This window comes from Kocuria sp. U4B (assembly GCF_054875615.1).
The window spans coordinates 2,921,239-2,936,326 of sequence record NZ_CM142180.1 but is presented as its reverse complement, the minus strand read 5'-3'; the positions used below and the strand labels follow the sequence as shown (position 1 = coordinate 2,936,326).

Annotated in this window: 12 protein-coding genes and 1 riboswitch; of the genes, 3 read left to right on the top strand and 9 right to left on the bottom strand. The window is 74.6% G+C overall.

The window, feature by feature from the left end; genetic code table 11:
- Positions 1-49: 49 nt before the first annotated feature.
- Positions 50-165, bottom strand: a riboswitch (SAM riboswitch).
- 139 nt (positions 166-304) lie between these two features.
- Positions 305-943, top strand: a complete 639-nt coding sequence (locus tag ACYSMR_RS13770) for a VOC family protein (protein ID WP_251333105.1) — start codon at positions 305-307, stop codon at positions 941-943.
- Between the two features lie 25 nt (positions 944-968).
- Here the strand turns inward: ACYSMR_RS13770 and ACYSMR_RS13765 are convergent, their stop codons facing one another.
- The gene (locus ACYSMR_RS13765) at positions 969-1,748 is read right to left on the bottom strand and encodes a CPBP family intramembrane glutamic endopeptidase (protein ID WP_461745981.1); all 780 of its coding nucleotides are present in this window, start codon (positions 1,746-1,748) and stop codon (positions 969-971) included.
- 68 nt (positions 1,749-1,816) lie between these two features.
- Here ACYSMR_RS13765 and ACYSMR_RS13760 point away from each other — a divergent pair, with 68 nt between their 5' ends.
- Complete coding sequence (locus ACYSMR_RS13760; RefSeq protein WP_461745979.1) at positions 1,817-3,988, top strand: S9 family peptidase; 2,172 nt, start codon at positions 1,817-1,819, stop codon at positions 3,986-3,988.
- A gap of 96 nt (positions 3,989-4,084) precedes the next feature.
- On the opposite strand, the gene gatB is transcribed toward ACYSMR_RS13760, so the two are convergent.
- Genes gatB through gatC form a run of 3 tightly spaced genes read right to left on the bottom strand, consistent with a single transcriptional unit; the run spans position 4,085 to position 7,543 of the window.
- Positions 4,085-5,599 (bottom strand): Asp-tRNA(Asn)/Glu-tRNA(Gln) amidotransferase subunit GatB, encoded by a 1,515-nt coding sequence (gene gatB / locus ACYSMR_RS13755; protein WP_461745977.1) that lies wholly within the window; start codon positions 5,597-5,599, stop codon positions 4,085-4,087.
- Complete coding sequence (gene gatA / locus ACYSMR_RS13750; RefSeq protein ID WP_461745975.1) at positions 5,599-7,242, bottom strand: Asp-tRNA(Asn)/Glu-tRNA(Gln) amidotransferase subunit GatA; 1,644 nt, start codon at positions 7,240-7,242, stop codon at positions 5,599-5,601. The genes gatB and gatA overlap by 1 nt, the downstream gene beginning before the upstream one ends.
- 4 nt (positions 7,243-7,246) lie before the next feature.
- Positions 7,247-7,543: an Asp-tRNA(Asn)/Glu-tRNA(Gln) amidotransferase subunit GatC gene (gene gatC / locus ACYSMR_RS13745; RefSeq protein WP_309126744.1), complete on the bottom strand. Its 297-nt coding sequence runs from the start codon at positions 7,541-7,543 to the stop codon at positions 7,247-7,249.
- A 139-nt stretch (positions 7,544-7,682) separates the two neighbouring features.
- On the opposite strand from gatC, the gene ACYSMR_RS13740 reads away from it, so the two are divergent.
- Positions 7,683-8,246 (top strand): hypothetical protein, encoded by a 564-nt coding sequence (locus tag ACYSMR_RS13740; RefSeq protein WP_461745972.1) that lies wholly within the window; start codon positions 7,683-7,685, stop codon positions 8,244-8,246.
- A 105-nt stretch (positions 8,247-8,351) separates the two neighbouring features.
- Here ACYSMR_RS13740 and ACYSMR_RS13735 read toward each other — a convergent pair whose 3' ends face one another.
- The 5 genes from ACYSMR_RS13735 to ACYSMR_RS13715 form a co-directional block, all read right to left on the bottom strand.
- Positions 8,352-9,068 (bottom strand): transglycosylase family protein, encoded by a 717-nt coding sequence (locus ACYSMR_RS13735; RefSeq protein ID WP_461745970.1) that lies wholly within the window; start codon positions 9,066-9,068, stop codon positions 8,352-8,354.
- Between the two features lie 459 nt (positions 9,069-9,527).
- Positions 9,528-10,367: an inositol monophosphatase family protein gene (locus tag ACYSMR_RS13730; RefSeq protein WP_251333097.1), complete on the bottom strand. Its 840-nt coding sequence runs from the start codon at positions 10,365-10,367 to the stop codon at positions 9,528-9,530.
- A gap of 2 nt (positions 10,368-10,369) precedes the next feature.
- Positions 10,370-12,658, bottom strand: a complete 2,289-nt coding sequence (gene ligA, locus ACYSMR_RS13725; RefSeq protein WP_461745968.1) for an NAD-dependent DNA ligase LigA — start codon at positions 12,656-12,658, stop codon at positions 10,370-10,372.
- A 72-nt stretch (positions 12,659-12,730) separates the two neighbouring features.
- Positions 12,731-13,696: a MaoC/PaaZ C-terminal domain-containing protein gene (locus tag ACYSMR_RS13720; RefSeq protein ID WP_461745966.1), complete on the bottom strand. Its 966-nt coding sequence runs from the start codon at positions 13,694-13,696 to the stop codon at positions 12,731-12,733.
- Positions 13,693-15,075 (bottom strand): 3-oxoacyl-ACP reductase, encoded by a 1,383-nt coding sequence (locus ACYSMR_RS13715; protein ID WP_461745964.1) that lies wholly within the window; start codon positions 15,073-15,075, stop codon positions 13,693-13,695. Before ACYSMR_RS13715 ends, ACYSMR_RS13720 begins: the two co-directional genes overlap by 4 nt.
- Positions 15,076-15,088: the final 13 nt, after the last annotated feature.

Sequence of the window (15,088 nt, the reverse complement as noted above, 5' to 3'; positions counted from 1 at the left end):
TCCGGTCTCCGGCCGTCGCGGTGCAGCCGGGGAACGGCCGGGCACCGAGGACCCGCGCTTGCTGCCTCGCCGGGCGCGAGGAGCCTGGTCTTCACCCAGGGCACCCCACCGCGGTGGAGGGTTGCCGGCCAGCTAGCTGGGGCTTGGACGCTGGCGCTCATGACCTGCCCACATTCTCCGGATTCGGGGAACACGGCGTCAAGCCGGGCCCGGCGCGGGGCCCGGCGCCGGTGCTCCGCGGGGGTCCCCGGGCGCGCCGCGGTCCGATTTGGAGACGCAACTCACACGGTGCCACGATGTGCCCATGAGAGTCGACCACGTGTCCTACGCCTGCCGCCCCGAGGGTCTGGCCGCCACCACCGAGCGGATCGCGGACCAGCTCGGGATCGAGCCGGTCAAGGGCGGGGTGCACCCCCGTTTCGGCACCCGCAACATGATCCTGCCGCTGACCAACCACCAGTACGTGGAGGTCGTGGAGGTCCTCGAGCACCCCGCGGCGGAGAAGGCGCCGTTCGGCCAGGCGGTGCGCGCCCGGTCCCGGGCGGGCGGCGGCTGGCTGGGCTGGGTCGTGGAGGTCGACGACCTCGCCCCCTTCGAGCGGCGGCTGGGCCGCGAGGCGGTGGCCGGCCACCGGGTGTTCCCGGACGGGCGCTGCCTGCAGTGGCACCAGATCGGCGTCATGGGCCTGATCGCGGATCCGCAGCTGCCGTTCATGGTGCGCTTCGACTCGGCCCCGGAGATGCACCCCTCGCAGGCCCGGATCACGGACGTGGGCCTGGCTGGGATGTGCATCGCGGGCGCTCCCGAGCGCGTCACCGAGTGGCTGGGCGCGCCGGTCGAGACCGCGCTGCAGGACGTGGAGGTCGAGTGGCGCTACCCGGACGGGACCCCGGGGCTGCTGTCGGTGACGTTCACCACCCCGGACGGCCCCGTCACCATCTGAGCCCGCGCGGACCGGGCGGCGGGGCTCAGCCCAGCAGCCACGCGCTGCCGAGGAAGCCCACGGCGTCGAGCAGGAAGTGCGCCACGACGAGGGGCATCACCCGCCCGGTGCGCCGGTAGAGCTCCGCGAAGACCAGGCCCATCACCACGTTGCCCAGGAACGGGCCGATCCCCTGGTAGACGTGGTAGACGCCGCGGAGCAGGGCCGTGGCCGCCAGCACCGCCGGCCAGCGCCAGCCCAGGCGGGTCAGCCGGTCCGCGAGGAAGGCGACGACCACCACCTCCTCCACGAGCGCGTGGCGCAGCGCGGACAGCAGCAGGACCGGCACGGTCCACCAGTGCTCGGCGAGGCCCGAGGTCGTGACCTGGGCGGTCACGCCGAGGGCCCGCCCGGCCCCGTAGAGGGCCAGCGTGCCCAGGCCCATGAGCAGGAACAGCACGGCGCCCAGCCCGAGATCCGGCAGGGGCATCCGCGCGTCGAGCCCGATCCGCCGGGCGGCGGTGCGCAGGGCCCCCGCCGAGCCGGCGAGCAGGTAGAGGGCCAGCAGCACCGGGACGAGGTCCAGGCCGATCCCGGCGAGCTGGCGGAGCAGGTCGAAGACGGGCTGGATGCTCAGCGGCGGGTTGAGGGTCGCCTGCGCCTCGGCGAGCGGGCCCCGGGCGAGGTCCTCGGCCAGGGAGATCACCGCGTACACCGCGGAGGCGCCCAGCGACACCCCGAGCACCAGGAGGATCTGGACCCACAGGTCGGCGCGGGTCGAGCCGAAGGAGGGCGGTCGCCGGTCCACGTGCGCGGGGGTGCTCATGCGGCCATTGTGGCACTGGCCCCGGCCGGCGCCGCGGGGCGGGCGGCGGCGTTCCCTAGGATGGTCCCATGACAGCTCAGCCCCCGCAGATCCGCCGGCAGCCCGTCGAGCGCGCCTTCCACGGCCACGTGTTCTCCGACCCGTACGAGTGGCTGCGCGACAAGGAGTCCCCCGAGGTGCTCGGGCACCTGGCCGCCGAGAACGACTACGCCGAGGCGTCCACCGCCCACCTGGCGGGGCTGCGGGAGAGCATCTTCGGGGAGATCAAGGGCCGCACCCAGGAGACCGACCTGTCCGTGCCCAACCGGCGCGGGAGCTGGTGGTACTTCTCGCGCACGGTCGAGGGCGGGGCGCACCAGGTCTTCTGCCGCGTCCCCGCGGCCGTCTCGGGGGACCTGCTCGCGGACTGGACCCCGCCCGTCGTCGAGCCCGGCAGCCCCCTGGCCGGGGAGCAGGTGCTGCTCGACGCCAACGCGGAGTCCGCGAAGCACGAGTTCTACTCGCTGGGCAGCTTCGACGTCGCCGAGGACGGGAGCCTGCTGGCGTGGTCGGAGGACACGGCCGGCGACGAGCGGTTCGTCCTGCGGGTCAAGGACCTCACCACCGGGGCGCTGCTGGCCGACGAGATCCCCGGCACCTTCTACGGCGCCTTCCTCGCCCCGGACGCCCGCGCCGTCTACTACACCGTGGTCGACGAGACCTGGCGGCCCCACCAGCTGCGCCGCCACGTCCTGGGCACCCCGGTGGCCGACGACGTCGTCGTGCTCGAGGAGACCGACCCCGCCATGTGGCTGGGGGCGGGGCTGTCCGCGGACCGCCGCTGGATCGTCGTGGACGCCGCCTGCTCCGAGTACTCCGAGGTGCGCCTGCAGCCCGTCGCCGACCCCGCGGCGCCGTTCCGGGTGGTCCTCCCCCGCACCGACCGGGTGCTCTACGAGGCGGAGCCGTTCGTGCTGGACGGGCAGGAGCGGATCCTGCTCACCCACGACCACGAGGCGCCCAACTCCCGCGTCTCCCTCATGGACCCCGCCCACCTCGGCCTGCCGGTCGCGCAGGTGCCCCTGCGCGACGTCGTGCCGGCGTCGGCGACGGAGCGCGTCAACGGCTGCGCGGTCACCGCGACGCACCTGGTGGTCTCCGTGCGCGCGGACACGACCCTGCGGGTCCGGCTCGTTCCGCTGACCGGGCTGGCCGGGGACGCGGCGGCCGCGCCCGTGGAGCCGGCGTTCGAGGAGGCGCTCTACACCGCGACCGTCTCGGCCGCCGAGCACGACGCTCCGGTCGTGCGGCTGTCCTACACGTCCTTCACGACCCCGCCGCGGGTCTACGACGTGTTCGTCTCCGGCGCCACGGGCGACGACGACGCCCTGCCCGCCGAGCCGCTGCTGCGCCGCGAGGCCACGGTCCTCGGCGGCTACGACCCCGCCGACTACACGGTGGAGCGGGACTGGGCGGCCGCCGCGGACGGCACCCGGATCCCCGTCTCCCTGGTGCGGCGGGCCGATCTCGACCCGTCCGCGCCGGCCCCGGTGCTCCAGTACGCGTACGGCTCCTACGAGCACAGCACCGACCCCGCGTTCTCCGTCTCCCGGCTGTCCCTCCTGGACCGCGGCGTGATCTGGGCGGTCGCCCACGTGCGCGGCGGCGGGGAGCTCGGCCGGGCCTGGTACGAGCACGGGAAGAAGCTGCACAAGACGAACACCTTCACCGACTACGTGGCCGTCACCGACCACCTCGCGGCCCGCCCGGACGTCGACGAGCGGCGCATCGTGGTGATGGGCGGCTCCGCCGGGGGCCTGCTGGTGGGCGCGGTGCTGAACCTGGCGCCGGAGAAGTACTGCGGGGCGCTCGCGGCCGTGCCCTTCGTGGACCCGCTGACCTCGATCCTCGACCCCTCCCTGCCGCTGACGGCGCTGGAGTGGGAGGAGTGGGGCAACCCGATCGAGGACCCGCACGTCTACCGGTACATGCGCGACTACTCCCCCTACGAGAACGTCCGCCCGCTGCCCTACCCGCCGGTGCTCGCGGTGACCAGCCTCAACGACACCCGGGTGCTCTACGTGGAGCCGGCCAAGTGGGTCGCCGCGCTGCGCGGGGCCACGACCTCGGGCGAGCCCGTGCTGCTGCGCTGCGAGATGGCCGGCGGCCACGGGGGCGCCTCGGGCCGCTACGCGCAGTGGAAGGACACGGCGTGGGAGTACGCGTGGGTGCTCGACCGGATGGGCCTGGCCGGCGCCTGAGCCTCCCCCGGGACGCCACGAGGGGCGGCGTCCCGGCCGGGATCCGCGGGGATCACCGGCCGGGACGCCGCCCCTCGTCGTGGGCGACGGGGTGCGTCAGCCCTGCACGCCGAGCTTCTCGAGGATCAGCTCGCGCACGCGGGCGGCGTCGGCCTGGCCGCGGGTGGCCTTCATGACCGGGCCGATGAGGGCGCCGACGGCCTGCACCTTGCCGGCGCGGACCTTCGCCACGACGTCGGGCATCTGGGCCATGGCGTCGTCGATGGCGGCCGTGAGCACGCCGTCGTCGGAGACCACGGCCATGCCGCGCCGCTCGACGACCTCGGCGGGGGTGCCCTCGCCGTCGACGACGTGCTGGAGCACCTTCTTCGCGAGCTTGTCGTTGATCTTGCCCCCGGTGATCAGCCCGTCGAGCTCGACCACGGTCCGCGGCGTGACGCCCAGCTCCGCGATGTCGACCTCCCGCTGCTTGGCGATGCGGGCGATCTCGCCCATCCACCACTTGCGGGCCGCGGCGGGCGTGGCCCCAGCGGCGACGGTCTGCTCGATCTCGTCCATCACCCCGGCGTTGACGACGTCGCGGAACTCCTGGTCCGAGTAGCCCCACGCCGTCTGGAGCCGCTTGCGCCGCTCGGCAGGGGGCTCGGGCAGCTCGGCGCGCAGCCGCTCGATCCACTCCTCGTCCGTCACGACCGGCACGAGGTCCGGCTCCGGGAAGTAGCGGTAGTCGTCGGCGTCGGACTTCGGGCGGCCGCTGGTCGTGGACCGGGTGTCCTCGTGCCAGTGCCGCGTCTCCTGCACGATCGTCCCGCCGGCCTCGAGCACGGCGGCGTGGCGCTGGATCTCGAAGCGCACGGCCCGCTCGACGGCGCGCAGGGAGTTCACGTTCTTCGTCTCCGAGCGGGTGCCGAAGGTGGTGGTGCCCTTGGGCATGAGGGAGACGTTGGCGTCGCAGCGGACGTTGCCGTGCTCCATCCGCGCCTCGGAGATGCCGAGGTTCTTCACGATCTCCCGGATGGCGGCCACGTAGGCGCGGGCCAGCTCGGGAGCCCGGGTGCCGGCGCCCACGATCGGCTTGGTGACGATCTCGATGAGCGGCACCCCGGCGCGGTTGTAGTCGACCAGGGAGAAGTCGGCGCCGTGGATGCGCCCGGTCGAGCCGCCCATGTGGGTGAGCTTCCCGGCGTCCTCCTCCATGTGGGCGCGCTCGATCTCGACGGTGAAGACCGTCCCGTCCTCCAGCTCGATGTCGATGGTGCCGTTCTCGGCGATCGGCTCGTCGTACTGGGAGGTCTGGAAGTTCTTCGGGGTGTCCGGGTAGAAGTAGTTCTTCCGGGCGAAGTGGGACACGGGCCGGATCGTGCAGCCCAGGGCGAGGCCGAGCTTGATGGCCGACTCCACGGCCACCTTGTTGACCACGGGCAGCACGCCGGGCAGGCCCAGGGAGACCGGGGTGATCGCGGTGTTCGGCTCGTCCCCGAAGACGTTGGGGGCGGCGTCGAACATCTTGGTCCGGGTGTTGAGCTCGACGTGGACCTCGAAGCCGAGCACGGGGTCGTACTTCTCCATCGCCTCGTCGAAGGACAGGATCTCTTCGGTGGTCTGGGTCATCAGCGGGCTCCTCCCCGGACGGGTGCGGACAGGGTGGACCCGGCGAGGTCGCCGGAGAGGTCGCGGACCAGCGCGGCGGTGTCCGGCAGGTCCTTCCACAGCGGCCCGCCCCAGCGGTCCTCGAGCAGGGCCTCGAGGCCGGCGCCGGCGCGGTAGAGCCGGGCGTCCTCGCGGGCGGGGGCCATGAACTGGACGCCCACGGGCAGGCCGTCCTCGGGGGCGAGGCCGCCGGGGACGGAGATCGCGGGGATCCCGGCCAGGTTGGTCGGGATGGTCGCGATGTCGTTGAGGTACATCTGCATGGGGTCGGCGGACTCGTCCACGGCGCCGAGCCCGAACGCGGTGGTGGGCGCGGTCGGGGACACGAGGACGTCCACCTGCTCGAAGGCGGCCGCGAAGTCGCGCTGCACCAGGGTGCGGACCTTCTGCGCGGAGCCGTAGTAGGCGTCGTAGTAGCCCGCGGACAGCGCGTAGGTGCCGAGGATGATGCGGCGCTTGACCTCGGCGCCGAACCCGGCGGCGCGGGTCGCGCCCATCACGCGCTCGATCGTCATCGGCCCGTCCTCGGGCAGCACCCGGTGGCCGAAGCGCACGCCGTCGTACTTGGCGAGGTTCGAGGAGACCTCGGAGGACATGATGAGGTAGTACGCGCCGAGGGCGTAGCGGAAGTTCGGGGTGGAGACCTCCACGATCTCGGCGCCCGCGGAGCGCAGCAGCTCCACGGCCTCGTCGAAGCGCTGCTGGACGCCGGCCTGGAAGCCCTCGCCCGTCAGCTCCTTGACCACGCCGACGCGCAGGCCCTTCAGCCCGCCCGCGGCGCCGGCCCGGGCCTGGGCGACGAGGTCGCCGACCGGTCCGGGCAGGGAGGTCGAGTCGTGGGGGTCGTGCCCGCCGACGATCTCGTGCAGCAGCGCGGCGTCGAGCACCGTGCGGGACACGGGCCCGACCTGGTCGAGGGAGGAGGCCATCGCGATCACGCCGTAGCGGGAGACCCCGCCGTAGGTCGGCTTCACGCCCACCGAGCCGGTCAGGGCGGCGGGCTGGCGGATGGACCCGCCGGTGTCCGTGCCCAGGGCCAGCGGCGCCTGGAACGCGGTGACGGCCGCGGCGGACCCGCCGCCGGAGCCGCCGGGGACGCGGGAGAGGTCCCACGGGTTGCGGGTGTCGCCGAAGGCGGAGTGCTCCGAGGTGGAGCCCATGGCGAACTCGTCGAGGTTGGTCTTGCCGAGCATCGGCATCCGGGCGGCGCGCAGCCGGCGGGTCACCGTGGCGTCGTAGGGGCTCATCCAGCCCTCGAGCATCCGGGACCCGGCCGTGGTGGGCTGGCCCTTGGTGACGATGAGGTCCTTGACGGCGATCGGCACGCCGGCCAGCGCCGGGAGCTCCTCGCCGCGGGCCCGGGCGGCGTCCACGTCGGCGGCCACGGCCAGGGCCTCCTCCGCGTTGACGTGCAGGAAGGCGTTGACGCCGGCCTTGCCGCGGGTGCGGTCGCCGGGGTCGACGGGCGCGCCGTCGGTCGCCTCGATCCGGTCGAGGTGGGCCTGCACGGCCTCGACGGAGGAGACCTCGCCGGCGGCGAGCTGCTGGGCGAGGGCGGCGGCGCTGAGGCCGACGACGCCCTGGGGGGAACCGGTGGTGGTCATGCGACTACTCCTCGTCCAGGATGGCGGGAACCTTGAACTTGCCCTCGGCGGCGTCCGGGGCGTTCAGCAGCGCCTCCTCGGCGGTGAGGGTCTCCCCCACGACGTCCTCGCGGAAGACGTTCTGCAGCGGGATGGGGTGGCTGGTGGCCGGGACGTCCGGGCCGGCGGCCTCGCTGACGGACGCGACGGAGTCGACGATGAGGTCGAGCTCGCCGGCCATGGCCCGCAGCTCCTCCTCCGTCATCTCGATGTGCGCGAGCTTCGCCAGGTGGGCGACCTGCTCGCGGGTGATCGCAGACATGCACACTCCTGCTCGGGATAGGGATGGTTTTCCGGTCCAGTCTAGCCGCGCGCCGTCCGGGGCCCGCCCGGCGGACGGAGCTCCCGGGCCCGGCATACCCTGGGAGGGACCACCGACCACGGCACAGGAGCACCACGACATGGCCAAGAACACCCCCGCCCGCACCAAGAAGGCCCGCGGCGCGAAGAAGGACCCCCAGGAGCGCCCCCGCGGGCGGGCCCGGACGGGGTCGGCGACGCGCGCGACGTCCGCGGCCGACGCCGCCAACGCGTGGCGGCAGCGGGTCAGCAAGGACGCCCAGGAGACGATCGACACGATGATGGCCCACGTCCAGGCCGTGGCGGAGGAGCAGCTGGGCCGCTACGGGGCGTTCCCGGCGTTCCTGGTCACCGCGCGCAAGGACGGGGAGTACGAGCTCGACGCGCTGGCCCCCGAGCAGCTCGAGCAGCTGGCCCCCGAGGCCGCCCTGGAGGCCCTGCGGGCGAAGGCCGCGCAGCTGCGCGACGAGGTGCTGTGCGCCGGGGTGGCGTTCCCCGTGACGCTGCCGGACCGCTCCGGCCAGACCGCCGTGGCCGTCGAGCTGGAGCACCGCGAGGGGGAGGCCCTGATGGTGGTGCTGCCCTACCGGGTCAAGGGCGCCGAGCGCTCGGTCGGCTTCGGCGACGCCTCCGTCGATCCGGCGACCCGGTGGCTGTGGCCCTGATCCCGTGCCGCCCGGGGCCCCGGGCGCGACAAAGGCCCCTCCCGAGCGGGAGGGGCCCTTCGTCGTGGGAGCGCGGACGTGCCGCGCGGACCGGATCCGGGAGGATCAGGCGGGGATGTTCAGCACCTGGCCCGGGAAGATCAGGTTCGGGTCGGCGATGGTGCCGCCGTTGGCGGCGGCGAGGGCCTCCCAGCCACCCTCGACGCCGAGCTTGCCGGCGATCACGGAGAGGGTGTCACCGGCGGTGACGGTGTAGCTGCCGCCGGAGACGGCGGCCGGGGCCACGGTGGCGGCCGGGGCGACGTACTGGACGACCGGGGCGGCGACCGGGGCCGGGGCCTCGACGGCCTTCGGGGCCGCGGGTGCCGGGGCGGCGGCCGGGGCCTCGACGGCCTTCGGGGCGGCGGGAGCCGGGGCGGCGACCGGGGCCACGGAGGTGGACTGCGGGGTCACGGCGGTGGGGGTGGCGCCGGCGTTGCCGGACAGGCCCAGCTGCGAGGAGCAGGCGGGCCAGGCGCCCCAGCCCTGGCCGTCGAGCACGCGCTCGGCCACGGCGATCTGCTCGGACTTGGAGGCGTTCGTCGGGTCGCCCTGACCGCCGAAGGCGGCCCAGGTGGAGGGGGTGAACTGCAGACCGCCGGAGAACCCGTTGCCGGTGTTGATGCCCCAGTTGCCGCCGGACTCGCACTCGGCGAGGGCGTCCCAGGTGGAGGTGGGAACGGCGTTGGCCGGCAGGGCCATGGCGCCCACGGCGGTCCCGCCCAGGATCAGGGCGGCGGCACCACGACGGACGTTGCGACGGATAGCGGAGGTGTTGTTCATGATGCTCCCTTGGGCCACCTGCGCTCGTTTCCGTCCCCGGATGTCTTCGCGCTGTCGTCTACCCGTCGATGGTGTTGTTTGGGTATGTGTTCACAGGTGTCTGCCTTGTAGACGACGTACGGTGTTACGGCAGCACCCAGCATGGAGTTGTGGCGGTCCTGTGCACGGGCACAGGGCACACCGGATCCCCGGAGGGGATCCTCGGGGAAGCTGTTGATAACGGTAGCGTAACGATTTTGGTTCCGCCACCCTTTTGCACGCTTGGTGGTGTAAGCCACATTCGGTGCGTGCGGGGAGCCGGCGCGAAGGAGCACCGGCGGCGGAGCGCGGGCTCCGCACGAGCGGAGGGCCGTGGCCCTCGGGGAAAACGCTCGTCGGTCACGCTACGGCAACGAAAAGGTCACGGTCAAATCACGGCCGGTGTGTTCTCCCCCACGCACCCCCGGCGGGGGGCCGCTCTCAGCCGGGAATGCCCCGCTCACGTGCGGTGATCCAGGCGGCCCGCCGGGCCTGCGCGGGCACCTCGCCCTGCGCCGGGGAGGGCAGGTCGGGGCGCACCACGAGCGCTCCCGCCTCCTCGGCGATGAGCGCGCCGGCGGCCCAGTCGTGCTCGTGCAGCCCCTGCTCGGCGTAGCCGTCGAGGGTCCCGTCGGCCACCATGCACAGGTCCAGGGCCGCCGAACCCAGACGCCGCAGGTCCGTGTAGTGCTTCATCGACATCAAGAAGGTATCGATCTGGCGCTCGCGCGCAGCGGCGTCGAACGAGAAGGCGGTGCCGTAGAGCCGGCCCGGGCGGCCCGGCACGGGTCCTTCGAGGCGCCGCACGCCGCCGTCGCGCTCGACCCAGGCGCCGGTGCCCCGCACGGCGTAGTACGTCCGGCCCAGGGCGGGGGCGTTGACGGCGCCCACGAGCCAGTTGCCCTGGGCGTCCGCGGCGGCCACGGAGGTGCAGTAGTAGACGATGTCGCGGATGAAGTTGGTGGTCCCGTCCAGGGGGTCCACCGACCAGCGGATCCCGGAGGGGTGCTCCGGGTGGTGGGTGCCCGACTCCTCGCCGGTGACGGTGTCGTGCGGGCGGCGGTCGAGGATCGCCCGCAGCACGGCCTGCTCGGCCGCGACGTCGAAGCGGGTCACCCAGTCGCCCTCCCCCGACTTGCCGGTCACGCCGAGGCGTGCGCTGTCGCGGCCCCGCAGCACCGCGGCGCCGGCCTCCGCGGCGGCCAGCGCCACCTCCAGCAGCTCCTCGAGCTCCCCTCCCGTGGGCCCCAGGCCCTCGAGCGCGTCGTCGTGGCGTCCCACGGTCACTCCCCGTTCCCGTCGTCGAGCAGGGCGGCGGCCTCGGGGCCGGTGCCCGTGGCCCCGCCGTCCGTGGCCTCGGTGCCGGCGAAGGCGCCGGGCCCCTCGGCGAGGAGCCGCTCGAAGCCGTCCTCGTCGAGCACCGGCACGCCCAGCTGCTCGGCCTTGTCCAGCTTGGAGCCCGCGTTCTCGCCCGCCACCACGAACTGCGTCTTCTTCGACACGGAGCCGGCGGCCTTGCCGCCGCGCACGAGCACGGCCTCCTTGGCGGAGTCGCGGCTGTGGCGCTCGAGGCTGCCGGTGATCACCACGGTGACCCCCTCGAGGGTGCGGGGCACGGACGCGTCCACCTCGTCCTCCATGCGCACGCCGGCGGCCGCCCAGCGGTCGACGATCTCGCGGCGCCAGGGCTCGGCGAACCACTCGGTGAGGGCTGCGGCGATGGTCGGGCCCACGCCGTCGGCCTGCGCGAGCGTCGCCTCGTCGGCCTCCCGGATCGCCCGCATGGAGCCGAACGCGGTGGCCAGGGAGCGGGCGGCGGTGGGTCCCACGTGCCGGACGGACAGCGCTACGAGCACCCGCCACAGCGGCTGGGACTTGGCCTTCTCGAGCTCCTCGAAGAGCTTGCGGGTGGTCGCGGTGGGCTCGGAGGGCTTCTTCGCGGTGCCCTTGGTCCAGAAGTACGGCACGAGCTCGGTCTCGCCCGTGGCGACACCCTTGGACCTCCGCTCCCGCCGGATCCGCACGTCGCGCAGGTCCTCGGCGGTGAGGTCGAACAGGTGGGCCTCGCTCGTCAGCGGCGGGGTCGCGGGCTCGGCGGGGTGGGTGAGGGCGAGGGCGGCCTCGTAGCCGAGCGCCTCGATGTCGAACGCCCCGCGCCCGGCGGCGTGGAAGACCCGCTCCCGCAGCTGGGCGGGGCAGCTGCGGGCGTTGGGGCAGCGGATGTCGACGTCGCCCTCCTTGGCCGGGCGCAGCTCGGTGCCGCAGGAGGGGCAGTGGGTGGGCATCACGAACTCGCGCTCGGTGCCGTCCCGCAGCGCCACCACGGGCCCGACGATCTCGGGGATGACGTCCCCGGCCTTGCGCAGCACCACGGTGTCGCCGATGAGCACGCCCTTGGCCTTCACGACGTCCTGGTTGTGCAGGGTGGCCATCTCCACGGTGGACCCGGCGACCCGCACGGGCTCCATGAGGCCGAAGGGGGTGACCCGCCCGGTGCGGCCCACGTTGACCAGGATGTCCACCAGCGTGGTGTTGACCTCCTCGGGCGGGTACTTGTAGGCGACGGACCAGCGCGGCACGCGGGAGGTGTGCCCGAGGCGGAACTGCGTGCGCCGGTCGTCGACCTTCACCACGATGCCGTCGATCTCGTGGAGGAGGTCGTGGCGGCGGTGGCCGTACTCCTCGATGAACGCGAGCACCTCCTCGACGGAGGAGAGCACCTTGTAGTAGGGGCTCACGGGCAGGCCCCAGCGCTCGAGCAGCCCGTAGACCGCGGACTGGCTCGGCGCCTCCAGGCCCGTGGCGGCGCCGATGCCGTGCACGTACATGGACAGCCGGCGGCGGGCGGTGACCTCCGGGTCCTTCTGCCGCAGGGAGCCGGCCGCGGCGTTGCGGGGGTTCGCGAAGGGCGCGCGGCCCTCGGCGACGATCGCCTCGTTGAGGGCACGGAAGTCGCGGGAGGAGATGAACACCTCGCCGCGGACCTCGACCTCCGCGGGGACGTCCTCCCCTGCGAGCCGCGCCGGGATGGACGCGATGGTGCGCACGTTGTGCGTGACGTCCTCCCCGGTGGTGCCGTCGCCGCGGGTCGCGGCCCGCACGAGCTCGCCGTCGCGGTAGAGCAGGTTCACGGCCAGGCCGTCGATCTTCAGCTCGGTCAGCCACGCGGGGTCCGGGGCCCCGGGCAGCGCCGCGATCGAGGCGGCGGCCTTGTCCATCCACGCGGTGAGCTCGTCGATCGAGAAGACGTCCTCGAGGGAGTACATCCGCGCCAGGTGCTGCACCGGCGTGAACGCCGCGGAGACCTCGCCGCCGACCTCCTGGGTCGGCGAGTCGTTGGCCACGATCTGCGGGTGCAGGGCCTCGATCTCCTCGAGCCGGCGGTAGAGCGCGTCGTACTCGGCGTCGGAGATGGTGGGGGCGTCCTCCACGTAGTACGCCGTGCGCGCCTGCCGCACCCGGTCCACGAGGTCCGCGTACTCGGTCTTGAGGTCCTCGCCGGGCTCGGCCGGGTTCAGGTCCTGTCCGGTGGCGTCGACGGGCTTCGCTGCTGTGCTTCGCTGTGGGCTCACCGGACCATTGTGGCCCACGGCGCGGACAGCACGGCCGACGGCGCGGCCGGGGGACCCGGCCGCGCCGTCGGTTCAGCCGTCCCGGCGCGTCACCGCGCCGGTGAAGTGGGGGCGCCCACGCCGCGGGTCCCACCCCGCGTAGGTGGAGCTCCGCCAGCCGGGCCCGCGCCCGTCGTCGGCGACGGCGACGGCCACGGTGCCCGGCAGCAGCACCGGGGCCGCGAACTCCACCGTCCAGCGGAAGGCCGTGCCGGCGGGGACGCCGACCTGGGCGAGGGCGCGGGAGGCGGTGTACATGCCGTGCGCGATGGCGCCCTTCATCCCGAGGGCGCGCGCGGACGGGCCCGAGAGGTGGATGGGGTTCCAGTCCCCGCTCACCGCCGCGTAGTCGCGGCCCACGCCGCCCGGCAGCCGCCAGCTCGCCGTGGGCGCGGGCGGGACGAACTGCGCGCGCGGCGCGTCGGCGACCGGGCCCGGCACCCGCACCCCGCGGGCCAGGTAGGTGGAGCGCCCCTCCCAGACGAGCTCGCCGTCCTCCCGGGCGAGGCGGGCGACGACGTCGACCTGCGCGCCGGCCCGGTGCGGGCGCAGCCTCTCGGCGTGGGCGGTGGCGGTGAGGTCCTCCCCGACCGCCACGGGCCGGCGGTGCTCCACGTCGTTGGCCAGGTGGACCATGCCCAGGACCGGCAGCGGGAAGTCGCGCCGGGTGAGCACGCTCATGGCCACGGGGAAGGCGAGGGAGTGCAGGTGTCCCGAGAACGCCTCGGTCCCGCCGGGGCCCTCCCGCAGGGGCGCGCCGACCACGCGGCAGAACGCCTCGTGCCCGGCCGCGGCCACGGTCACGCCCTCGACCACGTGCTCGGTCGCCGGCAGCCCGGGCACGGCCGGGGCCTCGCCGGCGCGGCCCGGCCGCCGGGCGCCGAGCGCGCGGGTCAGCCCGCTCCCGGCCGCCGTCGCGCCCGCCCGGGCGTAGAGGCGGCGCAGGGAGGGGACGTCGGTGAGCACGACCTGCTCGCGGGCGGTGGCGTCCACGCTCACGCCCCCACCAGGTTCTGACCGCACACGCGCAGCGTCTGGCCGTTGACGCCGCCGGCGGCGTCCGAGGCCAGGAACAGCACGGCCTGCGCGACGTCCTCCGGCAGCCCGCCCTGCTGGAGCGAGTTGAGCCGGCGGGCGACCTGGCGGCGGGCCGCCGGGATCCGCGCGGTCATCTCCGTCTCGATGAACCCGGGGGCCACGGCGTTGATGGTGCCCCCGCGCCGGGCGAGCAGCGGCGCCGTCGCGGCGACCATCCCGATCACCCCTGCCTTGGAGGCCGCGTAGTTGGTCTGGCCGCGGTTGCCGGCGACGCCGCTGGTGGAGGCGAGGCACACGATCCTCGGGGCCTGCCCGAGCCCCTCCCCGGCGAGGAGCTGGTCGTTCATCCGCAGCTGGGACTCGAGGTTGACGGCGAGCACGGAGGACCAGCGGGCCTCGTCCATGTTGGCGAGCAGCCTGTCCCGGGTGATCCCGGCGTTGTGCACCACCACGTCGAGGCAGCCGAAGCGCTCGCGGGCGAGCTCCAGGATCCGCTCCCCCGCGCGCTCGTCCGTGACGTCGAGCTGCAGGGCCACGGCCCGCAGCTCGTTGGCGAGCCCGGCGAGGGCCTCGCCGGCGGCGGGGACGTCGACGACGACGACGCGCGCGCCGGCCTCGGCGAGGGTCCGGGCGATCTGCGCGCCGATGCCCCGGGCGGCGCCGGTGACGGCGGCCACCCTGCCCCGCAGCGGGGCCTCCCAGTCGGCGGGCAGCGGCCCGGCGTCGTCGCCGACCGTGACGAACTGCCCGGAGACGAACGCGCTGCGCCCGGAGAGCAGGAAGCGCAGGGCGCCCAGCACGCTCGGGGCCTCCGGGGCCACGCCCTCGGCGAGCAGGACGCCGTTGGCGGTGGCCCCGCCGCGCAGCTCCTGGGCGACCGAGCGCAGGAGGCCGACGACGGCCTGGCGCACCGCGGCCTCGGCGGGCGGGAGCGGGACGGCGCCCGCGGGGGTGGCCGAGGCCGCCCCCGCGCCGATCCCCGGGGCGGGCCGGGAGACGGCGACCACCCGCCCGCCGGGGGCCAGGGAGCGCAGCACGCCGCCCAGCCCGAGCGCGGGCTCCGCCAGCTGCGCGGGCGCGGTGAGCTCCGTGAGGGCCAGCACGACCGCCCCGAAGCGGGCGACGTCGTCGGGGTGGCGGCGGACGTCGAGGTCCCAGCCGAGCAGGGCCGCGGCGATCCGGTCCGCCTCCTCCCCGCGGCCGAGCACGAGCACCGGGCCGGGCACCAGGGGCGCCCCCGCCCGGTGGCGGCGCAGCCGCACCGGGCGGGGCAGCCCGAGCCGGCGGGCGAGCTCGGCGCCGGGGGCGGAGCTGACGAGGTCGAGATAGGTGTCTGCCATGAGGGGTCCTTCG

What these genes read in the sequence shown, in the direction of transcription:
- gatA (WP_461745975.1), bottom strand. Translation starts at nt 7,242, where the DNA reads ATGACCACCACCGGTTCCCCCCAGGGCGTCGTCGGCCTCAGCGCCGCC.
- ACYSMR_RS13735 (WP_461745970.1), bottom strand. Translation starts at nt 9,068, where the DNA reads ATGAACAACACCTCCGCTATCCGTCGCAACGTCCGTCGTGGTGCCGCC.
- ACYSMR_RS13740 (WP_461745972.1), top strand. Translation starts at nt 7,683, where the DNA reads ATGGCCAAGAACACCCCCGCCCGCACCAAGAAGGCCCGCGGCGCGAAG.
- ACYSMR_RS13715 (WP_461745964.1), bottom strand. Translation starts at nt 15,075, where the DNA reads ATGGCAGACACCTATCTCGACCTCGTCAGCTCCGCCCCCGGCGCCGAG.
- ACYSMR_RS13765 (WP_461745981.1), bottom strand. Translation starts at nt 1,748, where the DNA reads ATGAGCACCCCCGCGCACGTGGACCGGCGACCGCCCTCCTTCGGCTCG.
- ACYSMR_RS13770 (WP_251333105.1), top strand. Translation starts at nt 305, where the DNA reads ATGAGAGTCGACCACGTGTCCTACGCCTGCCGCCCCGAGGGTCTGGCC.
- gatB (WP_461745977.1), bottom strand. Translation starts at nt 5,599, where the DNA reads ATGACCCAGACCACCGAAGAGATCCTGTCCTTCGACGAGGCGATGGAG.
- ACYSMR_RS13760 (WP_461745979.1), top strand. Translation starts at nt 1,817, where the DNA reads ATGACAGCTCAGCCCCCGCAGATCCGCCGGCAGCCCGTCGAGCGCGCC.
- gatC (WP_309126744.1), bottom strand. Translation starts at nt 7,543, where the DNA reads ATGTCTGCGATCACCCGCGAGCAGGTCGCCCACCTGGCGAAGCTCGCG.